Here is a 21,008-nt window from a genome sequence, read left to right on the forward strand (position 1 = left end):
TTTTTTCGGAGCCTTTGGATGAGCGAAAAGCTTGTTGAAGGTGCCAGGCACGGCCTGGTTTCTCATACCGCCGGTGTTGGCCGGGTTTGGTGGGAAGCTGTGGGGTTGTGGGTTGGTTGTTTGTTGAGAATTGCACAGTGGACGCGAGCATCTTTGTGGTCAAGTTGTCAAGGGCGAACGGTGGATGCCTTGGCACCAGGAGCCGATGAAGGACGTGGGAGGCCGCGATAGGCCTGGGGGAGCTGTCAACCGAGCTGTGATCCCAGGGTGTCCGAATGGGGAAACCTGGCACCAGTCATGTGGTGTCACCCACATCTGAACACATAGGGTGTGTGGGGGGAACGCGGGGAAGTGAAACATCTCAGTACCCGTAGGAAGAGAAAACAAATAGTGATTCCGTGAGTAGTGGCGAGCGAAAGCGGATTGAGGCTAAACCGGTTGCGTGTGATACCTGTCAGGGGTTGCGTGGTCGGGGTTGTGGGACCCTGCTGAACAGGCTGACACTTGTTCGAGGAGTTATAAAGTCAGTGGCTAGCCGAATGGTGTGGAAAAGCCAACCGTAGTCGGTGAGAGTCCGGTAGGTGAAAGTTGCTGATCTTCTGTGGGTGTTCCCGAGTAGCGGCGGACTCCTGAAATCTGCCGTGAATCTGCCAGGACCACCTGGTAAGCCTAAATACTTCCTGGTGACCGATAGCGGACGAGTACCGTGAGGGAATGGTGAAAAGTACCCCGGGAGGGGAGTGAAATAGTACCTGAAACCGTTCGCCTACAATCCGTCGGAGCCTTGCGGGGTGACGGCGTGCCTTTTGAAGAATGAGCCTGCGAGTTAGTGGCATGTGGCGAGGTTAACCCGTGTGGGGGAGCCGTAGCGAAAGCGAGTCTGAAGAGGGCGTTGTAGTCGCATGTTCTAGACCCGAAGCGGAGTGATCTAGCCATGGGCAGGCTGAAGCGCGGGTAAGACCGTGTGGAGGGCCGAACCCACCAACGTTGAAAAGTTGGGGGATGACCTGTGGTTAGGGGTGAAAGGCCAATCAAACTCCGTGATAGCTGGTTCTCCCCGAAATGCATTTAGGTGCAGCGTCGTGTGTTTCTTGCCGGAGGTAGAGCACTGGATGGTCTAGGGGGCCTACAAGCTTACCGAAATCAGCCAAACTCCGAATGCCGGTAAGTGAGAGCGCGGCAGTGAGACTGCGGGGGATAAGCTTCGTAGTCGAGAGGGAAACAGCCCAGATCACCAGCTAAGGCCCCTAAGCGTGTGCTAAGTGGAAAAGGATGTGGGGTCGCATAGACAACCAGGAGGTTGGCTTAGAAGCAGCCACCCTTTAAAGAGTGCGTAATAGCTCACTGGTCAAGTGGTTCCGCGCCGACAATGTAGCGGGGCTCAAGCACACCGCCGAAGCTGTGGCATTCACATGATACTTCGCATCTCCTTGATGGGGTGTGCAGGTGTGTGGATGGGTAGGGGAGCGTCGTGCCGGGGGTGAAGCAGCGGGGTGACCTAGTTGTGGACGCGGCACGAGTGAGAATGCAGGCATGAGTAGCGAAAGAAGGGTGAGAAACCCTTCCGCCGGATGACCAAGGGTTCCAGGGCCAGGCTAATCCGCCCTGGGTGAGTCGGGACCTAAGGCGAGGCCGAGAGGCGTAGTCGATGGACAACGGGTTGATATTCCCGTACCCGCGAAGGAGCGCCCGTGATGAACCTCGTTGTGCTAACCACCCGAGCTCTGGGAGGTCTTCGGACCGAACGGAGGGAGCGTGGGAACCTGGCGGGTAGTAGTCAAGCGATGGGGTGACGCAGGAAGGTAGCTGAGCCCGGCCGGTGGTTGTGCCGGGGTAAGCGTGTAGGCCGTGCCGTAGGCAAATCCGCGGTGCATTGAGGCTGAGACGTGATGCCGAGCCGATTCAGGTGAAGTCAGTGATCCTATGCTGCCGAGAAAAGCCTCTAGCGAGTTCTGAGCGGCCCGTACCCCAAACCGACACAGGTGGTCAGGTAGAGAATACCGAGGCGATCGGGCGAACTGTGGTTAAGGAACTCGGCAAATTGCCCCCGTAACTTAGGGAGAAGGGGGGCCGGAGACGTGAAGCCCCGTGCGGGTGGAGCGTTGTATGGCCGCAGAGAGCAGGGGGAAGCGACTGTTTACTAAAAACACAGGTCCATGCGAAGAAGTAATTCGATGTATATGGACTGACGCCTGCCCGGTGCTGGAACGTTAAGGGGACCTGTTAGCTCTTTCGGGGGCGAAGCGGAGAACTTAAGCGCCAGTAAACGGCGGTGGTAACTATAACCATCCTAAGGTAGCGAAATTCCTTGTCGGGTAAGTTCCGACCTGCACGAATGGCGTAACGACTTCCCCACTGTCTCAACCACAGGCCCGGCGAAATTGCAGTACGAGTAAAGATGCTCGTTACGCGCGGCAGGACGGAAAGACCCCGGGACCTTTACTATAGCTTGACATTGGTATCTGAATGGGCTTGTGTAGGATAGGTGGGAGCCGGTGAAACCTGTACGCCAGTATGGGTGGAGGCAATCTTGAAATACCACTCTGGTTGATTCGGGTATCTAACTTCGGACCGTTATCCGGTTCAGGGACAGTGTCTGGTGGGTAGTTTAACTGGGGCGGTTGCCTCCTAAAGGGTAACGGAGGCGCCCAAAGGTTCCCTCAGCCTGGTTGGCAATCAGGTGTTGAGTGCAAGTGCACAAGGGGGCTTGACTGTGAGACTGACAGGTCGAGCAGGGACGAAAGTCGGGACTAGTGATCCGGCACTTGCGTGTGGAAGCGGTGTCGCTCAACGGATAAAAGGTACCCCGGGGATAACAGGCTGATCTTCCCCAAGAGTCCATATCGACGGGATGGTTTGGCACCTCGATGTCGGCTCGTCGCATCCTGGGGCTGTAGCAGGTCCCAAGGGTTGGGCTGTTCGCCCATTAAAGCGGTACGCGAGCTGGGTTTAGAACGTCGTGAGACAGTTCGGTCCCTATCCGCCGTGCGCGTAGGATACTTGAGAAGGGCTGTCCCTAGTACGAGAGGACCGGGACGGACGAACCTCTGGTGTGCCAGTTGTCCCGCCAGGGGCACGGCTGGTTAGCTACGTTCGGAAGGGATAACCGCTGAAAGCATCTAAGCGGGAAGCCTGCTTCAAGATGAGGTATCCCACCCCACTTTGTGGGGGTAAGGCCCCCAGCTAGACGACTGGGTTGATAGGCCGGAAATGTAAGCTCGGTAACGGGTTGAGTTGACCGGTACTAATAGGCCGAGGACTTGATAACAAGGCTGCTACGCGTCCACTGTGCAACTCTGAACAAACACCGAACAACCCCCCACGGGTGAAGGTTTTCGTGGGTGTGTGTGTTGTTTGATATGTTCATAGTGTTACGGCGGTCATGGCGGAGGGGAAACGCCCGGTTACATTCCGAACCCGGAAGCTAAGCCCTCCAGCGCCGATGGTACTGCACTCGGGAGGGTGTGGGAGAGTAGGACACCGCCGGACAATCTTTCGGTCGAGGCCGGCCCCGTGAACGGGGCCGGCCTCGACTGCTGCCTGCACCCATTCGCCCGCGACCTGCCCGGGGGAACAGTCCCCTGGGGCTGCGTCCAGGCCCTGAGCTGCGGTGTCCGCCAGGCGTAGGACCGACGCCAGGGGCGGGGCGGGTACCGGCAGGGGCTGCCGACGTTCGGTGAATCGGCCCGGATGACGCCCGTGACCTCGTACCGTCGATTCGGGACCTGGCTCCCGGGCCCGCGCCCGGGTCCGCGACGACGTGACGTGGTGCACGCCCCGACCGCAATCGGAGCGGACCTGTCGGGGTACCTGCTGACCGTAGGACCGGAACTGACCGTCGGGACCGGCGGAGGCAGGAGTGGTCATGAAGATCGGAATCATTGGTTCGGGGCACATCGGTGGCACCCTCACCCGGCGGCTGAGCGCCCTGGGGCACGACGTGACGGTTGCCAACTCGCGTGGCCCGGAGAGTCTCACCGAACTGGCCCGGGAGAGCGGCGCGACGGCCGGCACCGTGGAGCAGGCCGTCCAGGACGCCGAGCTGGTCGTGGTGGCGATCCCGCTGTTCGCGGTGCCCACGCTGCCGGTGCAGCCGTTCGACGGCAAGATCGTGGTCGACGCCAACAACTACTACCCGCAGCGTGACGGCGACATCGCCGAACTGCTCGACCGCAGCCTCAGCTCCAGCCGGTGGACGGCCGACCATCTCAAGGGCGCCCGGGTGGTGAAGACGTTCAACAACATCCAGGCGGCGCATCTGATGGACCACGGCAAGCCGGCCGACGCCGGTGACCGGATCGCGCTGCCGGTGGCCGGGGACGACAACGACGCCAAGCAGCTCGTGATGCAGCTCGTCGACGCGCTCGGCTTCGACCCGGTCGACGCGGGCACCCTCGACGAGAGCTGGCGACAGCAGCCCGACACCCCCGTGTACGGCACCGACCGGGACGCCGAGGGCGTCCGGCAGGGCCTCGCCGAAGCCCGCCCCTGACCTGCCACGTCGGCGGGTCACGGCCGGGTGGCACCGCCACCCACCACCGCAGCGACTCCCTCCGCCGGGAGGCACCGGATGCCGGGCCGGCCCGGATATCCGGCAGGCACCGCGTACCCGGGGACACACCGCGTACCCGGGAGACACCGAGCCCCGCCGGCTGATCAGCCGGCGGGGCTCGGTCGTGTCCGGGGTGGTACCCCCGGCCCGGAGCGGGTCGGGGCGCGGGTCAGGGTTTGGGACCGCAGACGAAGTTGGGTTCGGGGTCGTAGGTCCAGCTGAACTTCTCCCGCTTGACGACCTTGCCATCCTTCTTGATCACGCGGAAGGCGTCCTGGGTGAAGCCGGTGCTGCCGGCGGCGGCGATGCAACTCGGGCCGGGCTCCAGGTAGACCGTCCTCGGCGAGGTGATGTTGCGGCGCGGGCCGTACTCCGTCTTCACGCTGTCGTAGATCTTGGTGCTCCACATCGACACGGTGATCGTGTCCGAGGTGTACGCGGTGTCGATCAGGACCCCGTACGGCGTGTTGTTGCGGAACTTGAAGTCCAGGTCCGGCCAGAAGATCGTCGACTCGATCACCGCCGGGTAGCGGCTGAAGTAGAACGAGTGCGGCTTGTGCTCGACGTCCTCCAAGCCGGCGTAGTAACTGGCGTTGAAGAGCGTGGTGGTGAACTGGGAGACGCCGCCACCCACCCCGGGAACCAGCTTGCCGCCGAGGATCACCGGAGCGTCCTTGTAGCCCTGGTCGTAGCCCCGCTCGCCGGTGTGGCCGTTGAGCGAGAACGTCTCCCCGGGCTTGACGATGGTGCCGTCCACGTCCTTCGCCGCCTGGATGATGTTCTGGCTGCGCGGCGAGGAGAGCCCACCGGGGAACTTCGTGGAGAAGGTGGAGACCCGCTCCTTGATGCCCAGTTCGGCCAGCTTCGCCTCGGTCAGCTCCGGCTCGGCCTCCTTGAGCTGCCCGGTGACCGTCCGGCCGTCCGGCTTCGGCAGCACCGCCAGCAGGTCCTGGCTCAGCGCCGCCGCATCGAGCTGCTGGCCGGCCCGGCCCGACACCACCTTCGGCTTGCCGCCCGAGATGGTCAACCCGGCGTCCTTGGGCGTCGACTCGATCGCGGTCAGCTTGCTGCCCAGGGCCGACCGGAGCCGCTTCACGTCGACCTTCGGCGTCAGCTTTCCCTCGTCGTCGGCCGAGAAGCGCAACGACCGGGCGATCGCCGCCGGCGGCACGCTGACCGAGCCCTTGGCGGAGGTGATCGTCACCGGTGCGGCGACCGCCGGCTTCGCCAGCTCGGCGATCATCCGGTCCACCTCCTCCCGGGTGGTCACCGGGTTCTTCTCCACCACCGGCACCGTCACCGGCTGGCCGGCCAGCCAGCCCGCGCGGACCACCCGGGCGGACTGCTCCGGGTCCAGGGTCAGGCTCGGCTTGGGGTAGACCGGCTTCGGCGTGGTGCCGGTGAAGATGATCGCCGGCATGGTCATGTCCCGACCCTGCTCGCCGAGGACCTGCCGCAACGCCGCGTCCAGCTTGGTGGCGTCGACGGTCACCACCGGGTCGACCGAACGGGAACCGAACAGCCGGTCCACCGGGTGCGCCTGCGCGTCGGTGGCGGCGGCGACGGTGGCGTCCACGTCCACCGTCAGGCCGACGTCGGCGGGTTTGATCTCCGCCCGGTTCTCGCCCACCACCACGGTCAACGGCGCGTCGAGCGTCGCGGCCCGCTTCTGCAACTCGGCCCGCAGCTCCCGGGCCGCGTCGGCCCGGCTGCGGCCACCCAGCTCGGTGCCGAGCACGCTGGTGCCGCGTGGGACGTCCCCGGCGTACGCCCAGGCGCCCGCGCCGACCACCCCGGCCAGCACCGCGGCGGTCACCCCGGCGGCGAGCAGCACCCGGCCGCGCCGCCACCACGGCCCCGGTCCGGAACCGGGACCTGCGGGCACACCGGGCGGTGGGGGATCGTCCTCGGACGGCCAGCTCACCGCGGTGACCTGCACCGTGGGGCGGTCGTCGGAGACCGGTTTGTCGCCGTACAGGGTCACAGCCACCTCGATCGGACGTACCACGTGGGGGGTTGCGGGCCCCCAGGGACACCTACGGTAGCCAACCGCACGGCCAGCCGACAGCGTGCGTCCGGCCATCCTCACCGCCGCGTGTCGCGGCCGGTCACACGGTGTATGAGCGTTCGTGGCACGGTGTCCGGATGAGCGCCAGGTGGCCGCCGTACGGGGGCGGACGAATCGACCGTGGTGCGGTGTTCCGCCGGGACCCGCAGTGGTCGGCGGCACAGTCGCCCGCCACCCGGGTCGCGCCACCGGCCGGTGCTCAGCGGATGCGGACGCCGACGGCCGGGGTCGGTGGCCCGTCGTCCCGCCCGTCGGTCACGGCGACCCGGAACCGGTAGTCGTGCCCCCGGGTCAGCAGCACCGCCGTGTGCCGGGCTTCCCGCACCGGGTACGGGTCGGCCCGCCACGGCTCCCCGGCGGTGACGTCGCGCCACTGCACCCGGTAGGCCAACCCCGGCCCGGCAGGTTGCCAGGTCAGTCGGGCCTCACCGGCGTCGACGGCGGTCACGACGAGACCGGTGGGGGTGGGCAACCGCAGGGTGGCCCGTACCGGCACGCTGCGTGGGCCCGGGCCGGCCTGGTTCGTCGCGGCCACCGTGAACTCGTACTCGTGGCCGTTGCGCAGCCCCGCCACGACGGCCCGGGTGCCCCGGGTGGGGATCTCGTCGACGGTGAAGTCGCGTTCCCCGGCGGTGACGTCCCGCCGGTGGACCCGGTGCCAGCCGTCCGGCACCGGCGAGAGCCAGGTCAGCTCGACGCTGCCGACACCGGCCTTGGCGCGCAGCTGCCGGGGGGCGTCGGCGGGTGCGGTGAACCGGGCGCGGGCCCGCACCGGCGTGGACCGGGTCCCCTCGCCGCCGCCGTTCACCGCGCTGACCGTGAACTCGTACTCGTGGCCGTGTTCCAGGTGCCGGGCGAGGTGCCCGGCGGTGGTCTCCAGCGCGGGCGGGCCGTACTCCCGGGTGCCGGCGGTCAGGTCCCGCCGGTACACCCGGTAGGAGACGCCCGGCCCGAGGGTGCGCCAAGCCAGCCGGACGGTGCCGTCGGGCTGCCCGGCGGCGACCAGGCCCGACGGTGGCGCGGGTGGGGTGACCAGGGCGGTGACCCGGACCGGGGTCGAGGGTGGGCTGTCGCCGCCACCGCCGACCGCGACCACGGTGAACTCGTAGCGGTGCGCGTGCCGCAGGAACGCGACGGTGGCGGTGGTGCCGGTGAAGGTGCCGACCGCGTCGTGTTCCCCGGTGTCCAGGTCGTGCCGGTACACCCGGTAGAGCTGGACGAAGGGCACCGGTTGCCAGCTCAACGCGACGTCACCGGCCCGGCCCGGCACCGCCCGCAGGCCGCCCGGCGGTGGCGGGGGCGGCACCGTGGCGGTGACCCGGCCGGGCGGTGAGGGCGGGCCCTCGCCGCGCCGGCCCACGGCGCTCACCCGGAACTCGTAGTCGTGCCCGTTGACCAGGAAGTCGGCCGCGAAGCGGGGCTCGTCGACCGGTTCGCCGATCCGGACGAAGTGGGTCTGACCGGCGGTGACGTCCCGCCGGTGCACCTGGTAGCGCAGTTTGTCGTCGATGGGTACCGGCGGCCAGGCCAGCTCGGCGGTGCCGGCGCCGCCCGGACGGGCGGTCACCGCCGCCGGTGGCGGGGGCAGCTCGGCCAGGTCGGGGCGGCGGCGGGGCCACGGCACCTCGACGAAACGGGGCCGGTAGAGGCCCGCGTCAGCGTAGGTGACCGCGTCGTCGACGTCGTTGACGTTGTAGGAGAAGAGCAGCCGGCCGGGACGGGCCAGCTCCGGGTGCAGGTCGACGTCGTAGACCAGGTGGCCGGCCGCCGTCTCACCGGCCCGGTGCAGGTAGTCCGGGCCGGTGAACGGGCCGGTCGGTGCGTCGGCCGAGTAGGCCACCAGGTCGCCGCTGAACACCAGGTTGTTCTCCTGGGTGACCAGCACGTACCGGCCGTCGACCCGCTGCACCCCGTAGGCGGTGCCGACGCCGCTGAGCAGCCGGGTCGAGGCGCGGTCGTCGGCGGACCAGCCGTTGCCGGTCCAGAACTCCCACCGGCCGGTCAGGTCGTCGCCGGCCACCCGGGCCAGGTGGGCGAACTTCGCCCCGCCGGCCGCCTCGGTGCCGTACACGTAGGTGTGGTCGCCGTCGCGGAGCAGCTCGGAGCCCCAGGAGACCCGGGCGGCCAGGGGCAGCGGGCGGACCCCGGTGGGGGTGAGCGCGGGCAGCGCGAACGTGGCCAGGGCGGTGCCGAGCAGGGTGTGGTCCAGCGGGCTGACACCGGTACGCCGGTAGCGGTGGACCAGCACCTGGAGGGTGTCGCCGGAGACGGTGGCGTCGCCGATCCAGGAGAACTCGCCGGGTGCCGTCGCGGGGATCAGGTCGCGCGGGTCGTCGGCGGTGCCGCCGTGCAGGGTCGCGGTGAGCTGGTCGCCCTGCTGGACGACCGCCGAGTTGTGCACGAACGGCGCGGTGCGGGGGCGGGAGCCGTCGGGGTGCACCGGGCCGAGGAAGGTGTCGGAGAACAGCCAGAGCAGCCGGCCGTCGGGCAGCCGTACCGAGGCCGTCCGGTCGGCGCCGTTCCACCGGCCGGAGGTGTCGCCGTAGTCGTCGAAGGCGGCGGTGAGCAGGGCGGCGGCCGTCCCGTCGTCGGGCCGGGCCGGGTGCGGCGTCGCGGCGGGTACGGCGGCGAGCACCCCGACCAGCCAGACGGCGAGCAGCCAGCGGGTCGGCCGGCGGACACCGGCACCGCCCCGGCCCACGTCGACCACCGCCACCAGAACCCCCGTCTACCGGTCACCGACCCGTAGGGTGTCATGATCGACGGCGGGGGCGGTAGTCGTCGGCCGGGTGGACGTGGACGGTGCTGCCGGGGCGCGGTGGAGCGTCAGTACGCCGGTGACGGCGGCGGTGACCGCCGCGGTGGCCAGGGCGGCACCGGCGATCCCGGTGACGGTGTGCGGCACCACCGTGGCGGTCGCGGCCAGGAAACCCGCCGTGGAGATCCACAGTGGTGCCGAGGGCCACCGGGCCGCCGCGGCGACCCGGGCGTTGATCAGCACGAAGACCAGCGCGTACAGCGCCCCGGTGGCGGCGAACAGCGGTGCCAGACCGCCGTGGCGGGTGTACTCCGGGCCGCCGGCCAACCCGAAGGCCAGGCCACCGGCCAGGGTCGCGGCGAGCACCAGTGCCGCGCCGGCCGCCCCGACCAGCAGCAGCGCGGCCCGCAGGGTGCCCCGGTCGCCCCGGGCCAGCCGGGGCAGCGCGATCACCGTCACCACCTGGGGGGCCCACAACGCGCCCTTGGTGAGCACCGTGCCGACCGCGTACGTGCCGGAGGCGTCCGGGGGCAGGAACCGGCGGGCCAGCAGCAGGTCGGCGTACGACACGACGAGCATTGCCAGGGTGGCCCCGCTGGCGGTGAGCACCGTCCGGGTGGCCAGGGTCGGGGCGACCGGGTCCAGGCCCGCCCCCCGGTTGAGCCGGACCAGCAGTGCCAGCACCAGCACAGAGGTGACCGCCCCGGCCAGCAGCGCGCCGGTCAACCCGCCACCGGACGCCAGCCCGGCGATCATGCCGCCGTAGCGGCCGGCGGCGAGCAACGCCATCCCGCCGGCCAGCCGCAGGAAACGCTGGTCGCCCTGGAGTTCACCGAGCCACCGGCCGGCGGCCACCACCGCCACGGTCAGCACCCCGAGCAGCAGCACCGCCGGGCCGGTCAACCGCAGCCCGACGGCGGCGACCGGCAACGTCACGGCCAGCAGCGCGGTGGTCACCGCCACGGTCAGCAGGGTGGGGCGGGCGGTGCCGGCCCGACCGTGCCTGGCCCGGTGCACGGCCACCGCGATCTGCAGGCCGGTGCCGGCCACGCCGCCGATCGCGCCGAGCGCCAGCAGGGTGGCCAGCGCGCTCAGCTCGGCCGGTGCGAGGTGCCGGGCACCGAGGACCGGCACCACGTAGGCGAGCCCGTTGACGAAGACCCCGGCCAGGGTGACGGCCACCCCGGCGACGCCGATCCCGGCCGCCCGGCCCCCGGTGCCGTCGGTCGGCCCGCCCCCGGGTCGCCGGTGCTCCGCTGCTGTGCCCATCACCGCTCCGTGTCGCCGGCTCCGCCGGTGCTCCGCTGCCCCGCCCGTGATCGCCCGGGTCGGCGGCTCCGCCCGTCGCCAGCAGCGCAAGTACAGTGTCGCCACGCCGGCGTCGATCGCCGGGTCAGCCTAGTGAGGAGGTCAACCCCTGCGGGAGAGGCCGATCCTCGTCGTCACCGGGCTGGCCGTCACCGCACTGGTGCTGGCCCCGCTGGCCGCCCCCGGGTACGTGCTCGGCTACGACATGGTCTTCGTGCCCCGGCAGCCGTGGCGGGCCGAACTGGTCGCGCCGGTCGACTCGCTGCCCCGGGCGGTCCCGCTGGACGCGCTGGTCTCGCTGGCCAGCCAGGCGGTGCCGGGGTGGCTGCTGCAACGGCTGGTGCTGGCCGGGGTGCTGCTGCTCGCCGCGACCGGGGCCGGTCGGCTGGTGCCCGCCCGGCGGCCGGTGGTCCGGGTGGTCGCCGCGGTCGGCTACGCGTGGACGCCGTACCTGGCGGAGCGGCTGTTGATCGGGCACTGGGGGTTGCTGCTGGCGTACGGGGCGCTGCCCTGGCTGGTCGACGCCGCGATCCGGGTGCACCGGCCGGGCGGGTTGCGCCGGTTGGTGCTGGCCGCGTTGCCGGCCGTGGTCACCCCGACGGGTGGCCTGGTCGCCCTGGTCACGGTCGCCGTGCTGGTCGCCCGACGGGGTGCCGGCCGGACGACCGCGCTGGCCGTCGGCGCGCTGCTGCTGCTGAACCTGCCGTGGCTGGTGGTCGCCGGGTTCAGTGCGGCGGACGCCCGGTCCGACCCGGCCGGGGTGGCCGCGTTCGCGGCGCGGGCGGAGAACTGGAGCGGGGTGGTCGGTGCGCTGGCCGGCACCGGCGGGATCTGGAACGGGCAGACCGTCCCGGCGAGCCGCGCGTCGCCGTTGACGCCGGTGGCGACGGTGGTCCTGCTGGTGCTGGCGGGGTACGGCCTGCGGGAGTTGCGCCGGAGGTGGCCGGCCGGGGCGGCGGACCGGCTCGTCGGGTTGGCGGTGGCCGGTTTCCTGGCCGCCCTGGCCGGGGCGCTGCCGGGCGGGTCGGCCGGGCTGGGGTGGCTGGTGGCGACGGTGCCCGGGGCCGGGGTGCTGCGCGACGGGCAGAAGCTCCTGGTCCCGTACGCGCTGCTGCTGGCGCTGGCCGCCGCGCTGGGGGCGGAGCGGCTGGCCGATCGGGTCGCCGCCCGGGGTGCGCCGGGCGGTGCCGGTGCGGTGCTCGTCGCCGTGCTGCTGCTGCCCGTGGTGGTGCTGCCCGACCTGGCGTTCGGTGCGGCGGGCCGGCTGCGTCCGGTGGCGTACCCGGCGGACTGGGACGCGGTGGCCCGGCGGCTGGACGGCCGGTCGGGGGAGGTGCTGTCGCTGCCGTTCGGGGCCTACCGGGCGTACCCGTGGAACGACGGTCGGACGGTGCTGGACCCGCTGCCCCGCTACGTCGACGCCGACGTGCTGGTGGACGACACGCTGTGGGTGGGGTCGACGGCGGTGCGGGGGGAGAACCCGCGGGCCGCCGAGGTGGGCCGGGTGCTCGCCGCCGGTGGCCCGGTCGCCGCGACCGGGGTGCGGTGGGTGGTGGTGCAGCGGACCGTCGGTGGCCGGGTGGACCCGGCGACGCTGGCCGGGTTGCGCGAGGTGTACGCCGGGCCCGACCTGACCCTGTACGAGAATCCCGCCGGCCGGTGACCGGCCGGTCGCCGCCTGTTTCCCCTGCCTGCCGGGCCGGTGGTTGATCGTCCGCGCGGCCCTCCCGGCGTTGGCTACTTGGTGGTAACGTGCCGCGCACGCAGCTCACGAGGAGGAATACAGCACCATGCGCAGTGCTCTCTCGTTGGTTCTGGTCGCGGTGGCCGCGATCGCTCTGGGTGCCTTCGGCACGGTGGCGTTGGCCACCAGCCTGACCGGCACGTCGGCGGCCGAGGCGGCGAAGGCCGAGCAGGCCGCCCGCACCGAGTCCGGCGGCGGCAACGGTGGTGCCAACCGGCCGCTGGTCTACGGCACCAGGTAGGACCGTTCCACCTGCCCGGCCGGTGACCCCGCCGGCACCGTCGACCCTGACTGTTCTGTCTGCTCCGACCGTTGCGCCGGTGTGTCCGCCGGCCCCGACCGCTCGACCGGCGTGCCCGCCGGACCGTTCGCGGCTCTCGTCACGAGGGCCGCGAATTTTTCGCCCGAGACCGGCCAGGTGAACCGGGCGGCATGGGCGCGGGCCGCCGCGCCCATGGTGGCCCGGTGGTCGTCGTCGGTCAACAGCCGGCGCACCTTGGCCACGAAGTCGTCGACGTCCTCGGCGAGCAGGCCGGTCTCACCGTCCACCAGGGATTCCTCGACCCCACCGGCGCCCCGGAACGCGACCGTCGGGGTGCCGACCGCGCCGGCCTCGACGATGGTGAGCCCCCAGCCCTCCTTGAGCGACGGGGTCAGCGCCACCCAGGCCGAGGCGAGCAGCTGCCGCTTGTCGGCGTCGGAGACGAAGCCGGTGAACCGGACCCGGTCGGTGAGGCCCAGCTCGGCGGTGGTGTGCCGCAGCTGCGCCTCCCACCAGCCCTGCCCGGCCACGGTCAGGGTCAGGCCGGGCAGTTCGTCGCCGAGCGCGGCGAGGGTCCACAGCGCCACCTCGACCTGCTTGTGCGGGACCAGCCGGCCGAGCACCACCAGCGACGGCTCCGCCGAGCGGGGCACCGGGCCGACTCTCATGTCCGGGGTGCCGTTGTGCACGATGTCGACCCGGGCCGGGTCGATGCCGAGGGTGGCCAGTTCGTCGCGGGTGGCGGCGGAGACGGTGACGTACCGGCAGCGACGGTAGACCCGGGGGGCGAGCCAGGACTCCACCCACCAGCCGAACCGGGCCAGCCCGGGGCCGAGCACCACCGGCCACTGCTCGCGGTGCACGTGGTGCACCAGCGCGATGACCGGTCGGCGGGCGTAGAGGGCGGACAGGAACGGCAGCCCGTTGCCGACGTCGACGATCAGGTCGGGTCGGCCGCCCCGGCGGCGGCTCAGCGGGCCGAAGCCGAGCGCCCCGGCCAGGTACGCCAGCGCCGCCCGGAGGTAGACGGTGTGCCGGCCACCGCGCCGCAGCACGCGTACGCCGTCGGGGGTGGTCTCCTCGTCGGGACCGGCGGGGTGGGTGGCGCAGAACAGGGTGGCCCGGTGGCCGCGGCGGACCAGTTCGCCGGCGATCCGCTCGACGTAGACCTCCGATCCGCCGCCCTCCGGATTGCGGGTGTCCCGCCAGTTGAGGAACAGAATGTGCCTGGTGGTGGCGGCAGCGGGTGCGTCCAACACTCAACTCCTACTGCCGAGTAGTCTTCGCGGTCGCGTCACACTATGGGCTGCGTCACGCACGTCGCAATGCCCGATCGGAGGCGAGATGCAGCAGTCGCCGGGCCGTCCGGGGGCGGCCGAGGGGCCGGACGACACATCGAGCACGGTGTGGCGTGTGCGCTTGGTGGCGGTGTGTCTGGCTTTGTCGGCACTGGCGTTCCTCCAGGACCCCGGGCTGATCGCCATCGACACCAAGGTCGACCTGGCCATCGATCCGGCCGGATGGCTGACCCGGGCCCTGCACGTCTGGGACCCGGACGGCACCTTCGGGCAGTTGCAGAATCAGGCGTACGGCTACCTGTGGCCGATGGGACCGTTCTTCCTGCTCGGCAAGCTGCTCGCCGTACCGGCGTGGGTGGTGCAGCGGTTGTGGTGGGCGCTGTTGCTGACGGTGGCCTGCGTCGGCGTGGTCCGGCTCGCCGAGCGGCTGCACGTCGGCACCCCGTGGGCGCGGCTGCTCGCCGGTGCCGCCTTCGCGCTCTCCCCCCGGCTGCTCACCGAACTCGGCCCGATCTCGGTGGAAGCGTGGCCCAGCGCGCTCGCCCCGTGGGTGCTCGTCCCGCTGGTCGGCCTGGTCGACGGGGTGCCGCTGCGGCGGGCGGTCACCCGGTCGGCCCTGGTGGTGGCCTGTGCCGGTGGGGTCAACGCGACAGCCGTACTGGCCGTGGTGCCGCTGGCCGCGCTCTGGCTGCTCGGCCTGCACCCGTTCCGGCTGCGGGTGAAGGCGCTGGCCGCCTGGGGGCTCGCGGTGGGTGCGGCGACCGCCTGGTGGCTGGTGCCGCTGCTGCTGCTCGGCCGGTACAGCCCGCCGTTCCTCGACTACATCGAGACCGCGCCGGTGACCACCACCCCCACCGACACCACCACCGTGCTGCGCGGCGCCTCGCACTGGCACGCCTACCTCACCGGCGCGTACGGGCCGCCGTGGACGGCGGGTTGGCGGCTCGCCACCGAACGTCCCCTGGTGGTCGCCACCCTGGTGGTCGCCGGGCTGGGCATCGCCGGGCTGGCCCGCCGGGGCATGCCGTACCGGCGGTTCCTGGTCACCGGGCTGCTGGTCGGGCTGGCCCTGGTCGGGCTCGGGCACCTCGGCCAGCTCGACGGGTTCGGCGCGCAGACCCAGCGCACCTTCCTCGACGCGGCCGGCGCGCCGCTGCGCAACGTGCACAAGTTCGACGTGGTGCTCCGGCTGCCGCTCATCCTAGGCCTGGCCCACCTGGTCGGGCTGGTGCTGCGGGCCGCCCGCACCGGCGACCGGCCCGAACTGGCCGCTCTGCTGCCCCGGGCGCTGCAACCGGTCCGGCTGCGTGCCGGCCTGGTCACCGGCACCGCCCTGGTCGCGGTCGCCGCGGTGGCCACGCCCGCGCTCGGCGGCGGGTTGGCCGCCCAGGGCAGCTTCGCCGGGGTACCCGGCTACTGGCGGGAGGCGTCGGACTGGCTGGACCGGGCCGTCGGCGACGACCGGGTGCTGGTGGTGCCCGCCGCCCGGTTCCCCCGCTACCTGTGGGGCAGCCCCAGCGACGAGATCACCCAGCCGTTGTCCGACCGGCCGTGGGCGGTGCGCAGCTCGGTGCCGCTCACCCCGCCCGGCACCATCCGGCTGCTGGACACCGTCGAGTCGGCGCTGGCCGACGGGGAGGGTTCCGCCGGCCTCGCCGACCTGCTCGCCCGTTCCGGGGTGAAGTACCTGCTGCTGCGCTCCGACCTCGACTACGGCCGCAGCGATGCCGTCCGGCCGGTGGTGGTCCGGCAGGCGCTGCTGCGCTCCGCCGGCATCGAGCCGGTGCGCGGGTTCGGCCCCGAGGTCGGCGGGGGCCGGCTGCCCGGCAACGTCGTCGACCGGGGACTGGACGTCGCGGTCCGGGCCCTGGAGGTGTACGAGGTCCGCCGCGACGTCGACCGGGTCGTCGCGTACGACGCCGCCGACCTGACCACGGTCGTCGGCGGCCCCGAGTCGCTGCTGCCGCTGGCCGCCGCCGGCCGGCTCTCCGCCGCGCCCACCGTGCTCGCCGGGGACCGCCCGGCCGGGCTGGACGCGTCGTCGGTGACGCTCACCGACGGGTTGCGCCGCCGGGAGGTGGCCTTCGGGCAGCAGCACGACAACGCCTCGGCCACCCTCACCGCCCGGGACCGCCCCCAGCTCGACGCCCCGGCCCGGGACTACCTGCCGGAGTGGGCCGACGGGGAGTCCACCGTGGTGCGTTACCTCGGCATCGGCGGGGTGACCGCGTCCAGTTCCTGGTCGCAGGCGCAGCCGCTGGGCGGGGGACGCCCCGAACACCAGCCGTACGCGGCAGTCGACGGCGACCTGAGCACGTCCTGGCGGTCCGCCCCGGGAACCAGCGCGCCGGGGCAGTGGTTCGAGGTGGAACTGGACCGGCCGCAGGTCGTGCGGCAGGTGCGGATCACCTTCGACACCGGGGCGGACTCGCTGCCCACCAGGATCACCGTGACCGCAGGTCGGCAGCAGAGCACCGTGCAGACCGCCGGACAGACCGTCGAGGTGCTCCTGCCCGACGGCTACCCCACCCGGTTCGTCCGGGTCACCGTCGAGCAGGTCTTCGACGTGCGGGCCGGCTTCGGCGGGGTGGGCATCGCCGAACTCGTCATCCCCGGTGTCGAGGCCGCCCGGACCCTGGTCGTGCCGGACCCGCCGGCCACCGACCGGCCGGCCACGATGGTGTTCGTCGCAGCCCCGGCCATCCCGGCGTGCGTCTTCGACGAGGGCCGGCCGATCTGCGCCGGGGCGATGGCCCGCGCCTCCGAGGACAGCGACCGGATCGACCGCACCGTACGGTTGCCGGTCGGCGCGGACCACCGGGTCGCGCTGTGGGCCCGGCCCCGGCCCGGCGGGGCGCTCAACGCGCTGCTCGATCCCGGTGGGGCGGCGGCGGTCACCACCGGGGTCACCCCGACCGTGGCCGCCTCGACCGTCGGCGTGTCCCACCCGAGCGCCCGCCCCGGCGCGGTGGTCGACGGGAACCCCGCGACCATCTGGTACGCCGCCGACGCCGACCGGCAACCGTGGCTGCGGTTGACCTGGCCGAAGGCGCGTACGGTCAGCGGGTTGCGGATCACCCTGCCGCCCGGTGCGGCGGCGGCCCGCCCCTGGCGGGTCACCGTGCTCGGCGACGAGGGGATGCGCGGCGGGGTGCTCGACGAGGGCGGCACGCTGCTGTTCGACAGGCCGATGCGCAGCGACGACCTGACCGTGCTGATCGCCGACGTGGTGCCGACGGCGTCGTACGACCCGTACCGGCGGGTGACGCAGGACCTGCCGGTGGGGGTGGGTGAGCTGACCGTGCTACCGGACGGCCCGGCCACCACGGTGGACCCCGCGAAGCGGGTGACCCTGCCCTGCGGCACCGGCCCGACGGTGACCGTGGCCGGTGGGCAGCGCCGGACCGCGCTGGTGGCCAGCCGACGGGACCTGCTGGAACTACGCGAGGTGCCGGCGGTGCTCTGCGGTCCGGCCGCGAGGACGCCGCTGCGGCTGGCCGCCGGGGAGAACCGGGTGGTGGCGGCGGGGACCCGGCTGACCGTACCGACCCGGCTCGCCCTCACCCCGACGGGCGGGGCCCCGACCCCGGCGGTGCCGGCCGGTGGCACCGCGGCCGGCACCGGTACGAGCGACGCGACCGGCGGACCCCGACCACCCGGGGCGACCCGGACGGTGCTGCGGGTCGACGAGTGGACGGCCTCCCGTCGGGTGCTGCGCCTGGAGAGCTATCCCGGCCAGCGGGTGCTGGCGTTGCGGGAGAACGCCAACGCCGGTTGGGTCGCCACCGCAGGCGGCCGGACGCTCACCCCGTTCGTGGTGGACGGCTGGCAGCAGGGCTGGCTCGTCCCGGCCGACGTGGCCGGTACGGTGACGCTCCGGTTCGCCCCCGACCGGGGGTACGTGCTGGCGCTCGGGGCCGGGGCGGTGCTGCTGGCCGGGGTCGCCCTGCTGGCGGTGCTGCCGTCACGGCGTACCCCGGGGGCGGTGGTGCTGCGGCGGCGGCGCGGGCGGGTGCTCGCCGCGCTCGTCGGCGGCGGGGCGTTGCTGTCGTTCGGCGGGCCGGCGGCGGTCGGGGTGGCGCTGACGGTGGTGGCCGTGGTGCTGGCCGGGCGGGCGTTGGAACCGCACCTGCACCCGCCGGACCGGCGCGGTATGCACCGGCTGCGCCGGGCCATCGTGCGCTGGCTGCCGGTGGCGTGTTTCGCGGTGGCCGGCTGGTGGGCGGCGACCCGGGGCGGGCACACCGCCTGGCTGCCTCAGTTGGCCGCGGTCGCCACCGCCACCCTGCTCTGGCTGTCGCTGGTGCTGCGCCGACGTGGCCACCGGCCACCCCAGCGCTGGAAGGGGCGCTCCACCGCGTAGTAGCTGACCGCCGCGAGGACCAGCCCACCGGCCACGGTGAGGGCGAACGTGCCGAGCGGGTCACCGGTGAACTCCGGCCGGCCGTCGAGCAGGTAGATCCCCTCCAGCACGAACGGGTGCCAGAGGAACAGCCCGTAGGACACCCGGCCCAGCCACCGGCCGACGATGCTGTCGAAGACGCCCTTGGTGCGGGTCTGCGGCCCGAACGCCACCGGCACGATCAGCAGCACCGCGACCACCAGGTAGAGCACGAGCTTGGTGGCGAACTGGCCGGCGGTCGGCTCGGCCAGGTCCCGGGGGCCGGTGACCGGGGTGGTGGCGACGGCCAGCGCGCCCAGGGCGATCGTCCAGCAGGCCAGCGGGGCCCGCCCCAGGTCGTCCAGGAAGCGCCAGCGCCCGCCCCGGCCGGTGCGCAGCGCGACCTGCGCGCCGGCCAGGGCCATCCCGGCACCGAACCAGCCGGCGTACGAGGGCAGCCACATGGTGTGCAGGCCGAGGCTGAGCAGGCCCGACCCCATCAACGCCACCCAGCCGCCGGTGACCACCGTCGCGGCCACCGCGATCCGCAGCACCCCGTCCGGGTGGGCCGACGTCGGTGTGCCCGGTGTCCGTCGCCGGCCGAGCAGGAGGACCGCCAGCACCGGCAGCAGCAGGTAGAACGTGACCTCGGTGGCCAGGCTCCAGGTCTGGCTGAGCCCGTGCCGCAGCTGCCCGTGCTGGTAGATCTGGGTCAGCGTGAGGTGCCGCAGCCAGTCACCTGTCGACGCCTGCCGGTTCTGTGGCAGCGCCAGCAGGCAGACCACCACCGCCACCCAGTAGGCGGGCAGGATGCGGGTGGCCCGTCGCCACAGGTAGCGGCCGGTGCCCGGGGGCCGCTGGCCGGTTGCCCGCGCGTGCGCGTACGGCCGGAACAGCAGGAACCCGGAGAGGACGAAGAAGACCGCGACGCCCACGTCCAGTCGGGACAGCCAGGCCCCGACGGTGGTGTCGCCGGTGTTACGCCCGGTGGCGAAGCCGACATGGTGCCCCACCACGGCGAGTGCCCCGATCACCCGGACGGCGTCGAGGGCGGGCAGCCGTCGCAGGACCTGATCGGGAAGCGGGGCAGACATCAACCGTCCAGAGGGTCGCGGGGCTATGTGACTCGGGAGTAACCTGCGGCCAAGTTTTACATCCTCGATCTTCCGCCGGTAACCGGCTGACCGTCTTTGTTAGGGGAGGACCAGTGAAGACTCGCCTGGGTGCCGCGTTGTTCGGCATCGGCGTGCTGTCGCTCGCGGTCGCCGCGGGAACGGCGTACTACGTGGCGCCGTCGGTGACGAAGCTGCCGTACGACCTGACGTTCTGCGACGCGGACGGCAAGCCGGACGGGTGCCTGCGGGCGAGCGTCGCGATCGCCGACGACGCCACCTACATGCAGGTGCTCGACGGGAAGCCGACGATCCAGACCGGGCAGCTCAAGGCCACCACCGAGGTGGTGCCGCAGGCGGCGACGACCGAGAAGGAGATGACCGGCGACCTGCGGGGCGAGGCGGTCGTCTGGGACGTCTACGGCACCGTCGTGCGGACCGACAACGGCTCCGACGTCAGCAAGTACGCGGCCGAGTTCGCCCTGGACCGGGTCAGTGCCGCCGCCCGGGACTGGGACAAGCAATACCTGGACACCGACGGTCCGGGTGGCACCGACGACTCGGTGACCTTCGCCGGGCAGACCTACAAGTTCCCGTTCCGCGCCGAACGCCGGGACCACACCTTCTTCGACCGGGACCTGCGCCGGGGGCTGCCGATCGCGTTCGACGGCACCGAGCAGATCAACGGCACCGAGGCGTACCGGTACGTGCAGCGGATTCCGGAGACCGACCTGGTCACCCCGGAGGGTTCGCTGACCGCGTTGGCCGGTGCGCTGGCCCCGGGGGCGACCACCGGCAAGGTCACCTACAGCAACACCCGGACGATCTGGATCGAGCCGGTCAGCGGCAACTTCGTCAAGGTACGCGAGCAGCAGCGGAAGAACTTCGTGCCGAACCAGGGCAGCCCGGTGACCCTGCTCGACGCGGACTTCGTCTATGACGAGGCGACCATCGCCAACAGCGTGAAGTCGGCGGGCGTCACCCGGGACAAGCTCCAGCTGATCGGCCGTACCCTGCCGATCGGGCTGGCCGTCTTCGGTGGCCTGGTGCTGCTGCTGGGGCTCTGGTTGGTCGTCGCCGGGCGGCGTGCGACGACGGCCGGCGGCCCGGATTCGGCAGGCGTCGCCCCGGCGGCCGACGTGCCGACCCGCGGCGGGAAGGCCGAGCCGGCCACGGTCGGTGGGCCGGCCGCCGGGCGGCCGGGCGGTCCGCTGACCGACGAGATCCCACCCGCGTCGACCAACTGGCGGACCGGCGACGGTTCCGGTACGCGCTGACTCCACAGCGGTGTGCGGAGGGCGGGTCGGGTTTCCCGGCCCGCCCTCCGCGTCTGTCCGGTAACCGTCCGCATCCGTTGCACAATCGTAACCTGTCGATGGTTTGTCAGCTCAGCGTGAGGATCGACGCCGGATTTGGCGGTATCTATCCGGTCGGCGACGGGGAGTGGGTTGCACCCAGCGTGAACATGGCGACCGGTCCCGGCGATCGACGGTTACCGGTCGGTAGGTGGGGTCTTGTGAGCCAC

General features: G+C 71.7%; 9 protein-coding genes, 2 rRNA genes and 1 pseudogene. 7 read left to right on the top strand and 5 right to left on the bottom strand.

All coding sequences use genetic code 11. The features are described 5' to 3' along the window. The first annotated feature begins 157 nt into the window (after positions 1 to 157). From ACN267_RS26205 to ACN267_RS26215, 3 genes are all read left to right on the top strand, one after another. A 23S ribosomal RNA gene (locus ACN267_RS26205) occupies positions 158 to 3,268 on the top strand. A gap of 104 nt (positions 3,269 to 3,372) precedes the next feature. Then, positions 3,373 to 3,489 (top strand): 5S ribosomal RNA (rrf, locus tag ACN267_RS26210). A 376-nt stretch (positions 3,490 to 3,865) separates the two neighbouring features. Next, positions 3,866 to 4,492 (top strand): NADPH-dependent F420 reductase, encoded by a 627-nt coding sequence (locus tag ACN267_RS26215; protein WP_204957356.1) that lies wholly within the window; start codon positions 3,866 to 3,868, stop codon positions 4,490 to 4,492. A 229-nt stretch (positions 4,493 to 4,721) separates the two neighbouring features. Here the strand turns inward: ACN267_RS26215 and ACN267_RS26220 are convergent, their stop codons facing one another. From ACN267_RS26220 to ACN267_RS26230, 3 genes are all read right to left on the bottom strand, one after another. Then, positions 4,722 to 6,542: a VanW family protein gene (locus ACN267_RS26220; RefSeq protein WP_421489879.1), complete on the bottom strand. Its 1,821-nt coding sequence runs from the start codon at positions 6,540 to 6,542 to the stop codon at positions 4,722 to 4,724. Positions 6,543 to 6,819: 277 nt separating this feature from the next. Next, positions 6,820 to 9,336 (bottom strand): fibronectin type III domain-containing protein, encoded by a 2,517-nt coding sequence (locus ACN267_RS26225; protein ID WP_421489880.1) that lies wholly within the window; start codon positions 9,334 to 9,336, stop codon positions 6,820 to 6,822. A 12-nt stretch (positions 9,337 to 9,348) separates the two neighbouring features. Then, complete coding sequence (locus ACN267_RS26230) at positions 9,349 to 10,647, bottom strand: polysaccharide biosynthesis protein (protein WP_421489881.1); 1,299 nt, start codon at positions 10,645 to 10,647, stop codon at positions 9,349 to 9,351. Positions 10,648 to 10,846: 199 nt separating this feature from the next. Between ACN267_RS26230 and ACN267_RS26235 the strand changes: the two genes are divergently transcribed. Together ACN267_RS26235 and ACN267_RS26240 are read left to right on the top strand one after the other, a co-directional pair. Next, positions 10,847 to 12,349 (top strand): hypothetical protein, encoded by a 1,503-nt coding sequence (locus ACN267_RS26235; RefSeq protein WP_421489882.1) that lies wholly within the window; start codon positions 10,847 to 10,849, stop codon positions 12,347 to 12,349. A 127-nt stretch (positions 12,350 to 12,476) separates the two neighbouring features. Beyond that, positions 12,477 to 12,671: a hypothetical protein gene (locus ACN267_RS26240; protein WP_204957361.1), complete on the top strand. Its 195-nt coding sequence runs from the start codon at positions 12,477 to 12,479 to the stop codon at positions 12,669 to 12,671. Positions 12,672 to 12,802: 131 nt separating this feature from the next. On the opposite strand, the pseudogene ACN267_RS26245 reads toward ACN267_RS26240, so the two are convergent. After that, positions 12,803 to 13,948, bottom strand: a pseudogene (locus ACN267_RS26245) (glycosyltransferase family 4 protein); the annotation flags it as partial. A gap of 184 nt (positions 13,949 to 14,132) precedes the next feature. Between ACN267_RS26245 and ACN267_RS26250 the strand changes: the two are divergent. Then, a complete protein-coding gene (locus tag ACN267_RS26250; protein WP_421489883.1) occupies positions 14,133 to 18,353 on the top strand; it encodes an alpha-(1->3)-arabinofuranosyltransferase domain-containing protein in 4,221 nt (1,406 codons plus the stop codon). On the opposite strand, the gene ACN267_RS26255 is transcribed toward ACN267_RS26250, so the two are convergent. Continuing rightward, positions 18,248 to 19,465 (bottom strand): acyltransferase family protein, encoded by a 1,218-nt coding sequence (locus tag ACN267_RS26255; protein WP_281902161.1) that lies wholly within the window; start codon positions 19,463 to 19,465, stop codon positions 18,248 to 18,250. The two genes, ACN267_RS26250 and ACN267_RS26255, sit on opposite strands and share 106 nt — an antisense overlap. 113 nt (positions 19,466 to 19,578) lie before the next feature. Here ACN267_RS26255 and ACN267_RS26260 point away from each other — a divergent pair, with 113 nt between their 5' ends. Further along, positions 19,579 to 20,760: a DUF3068 domain-containing protein gene (locus tag ACN267_RS26260; protein WP_421489884.1), complete on the top strand. Its 1,182-nt coding sequence runs from the start codon at positions 19,579 to 19,581 to the stop codon at positions 20,758 to 20,760. Positions 20,761 to 21,008: the final 248 nt, after the last annotated feature.

This window comes from Micromonospora sp. WMMD734, from assembly GCF_049178975.1.
Lineage (GTDB): Bacteria > Actinomycetota > Actinomycetes > Mycobacteriales > Micromonosporaceae > Micromonospora > Micromonospora wenchangensis.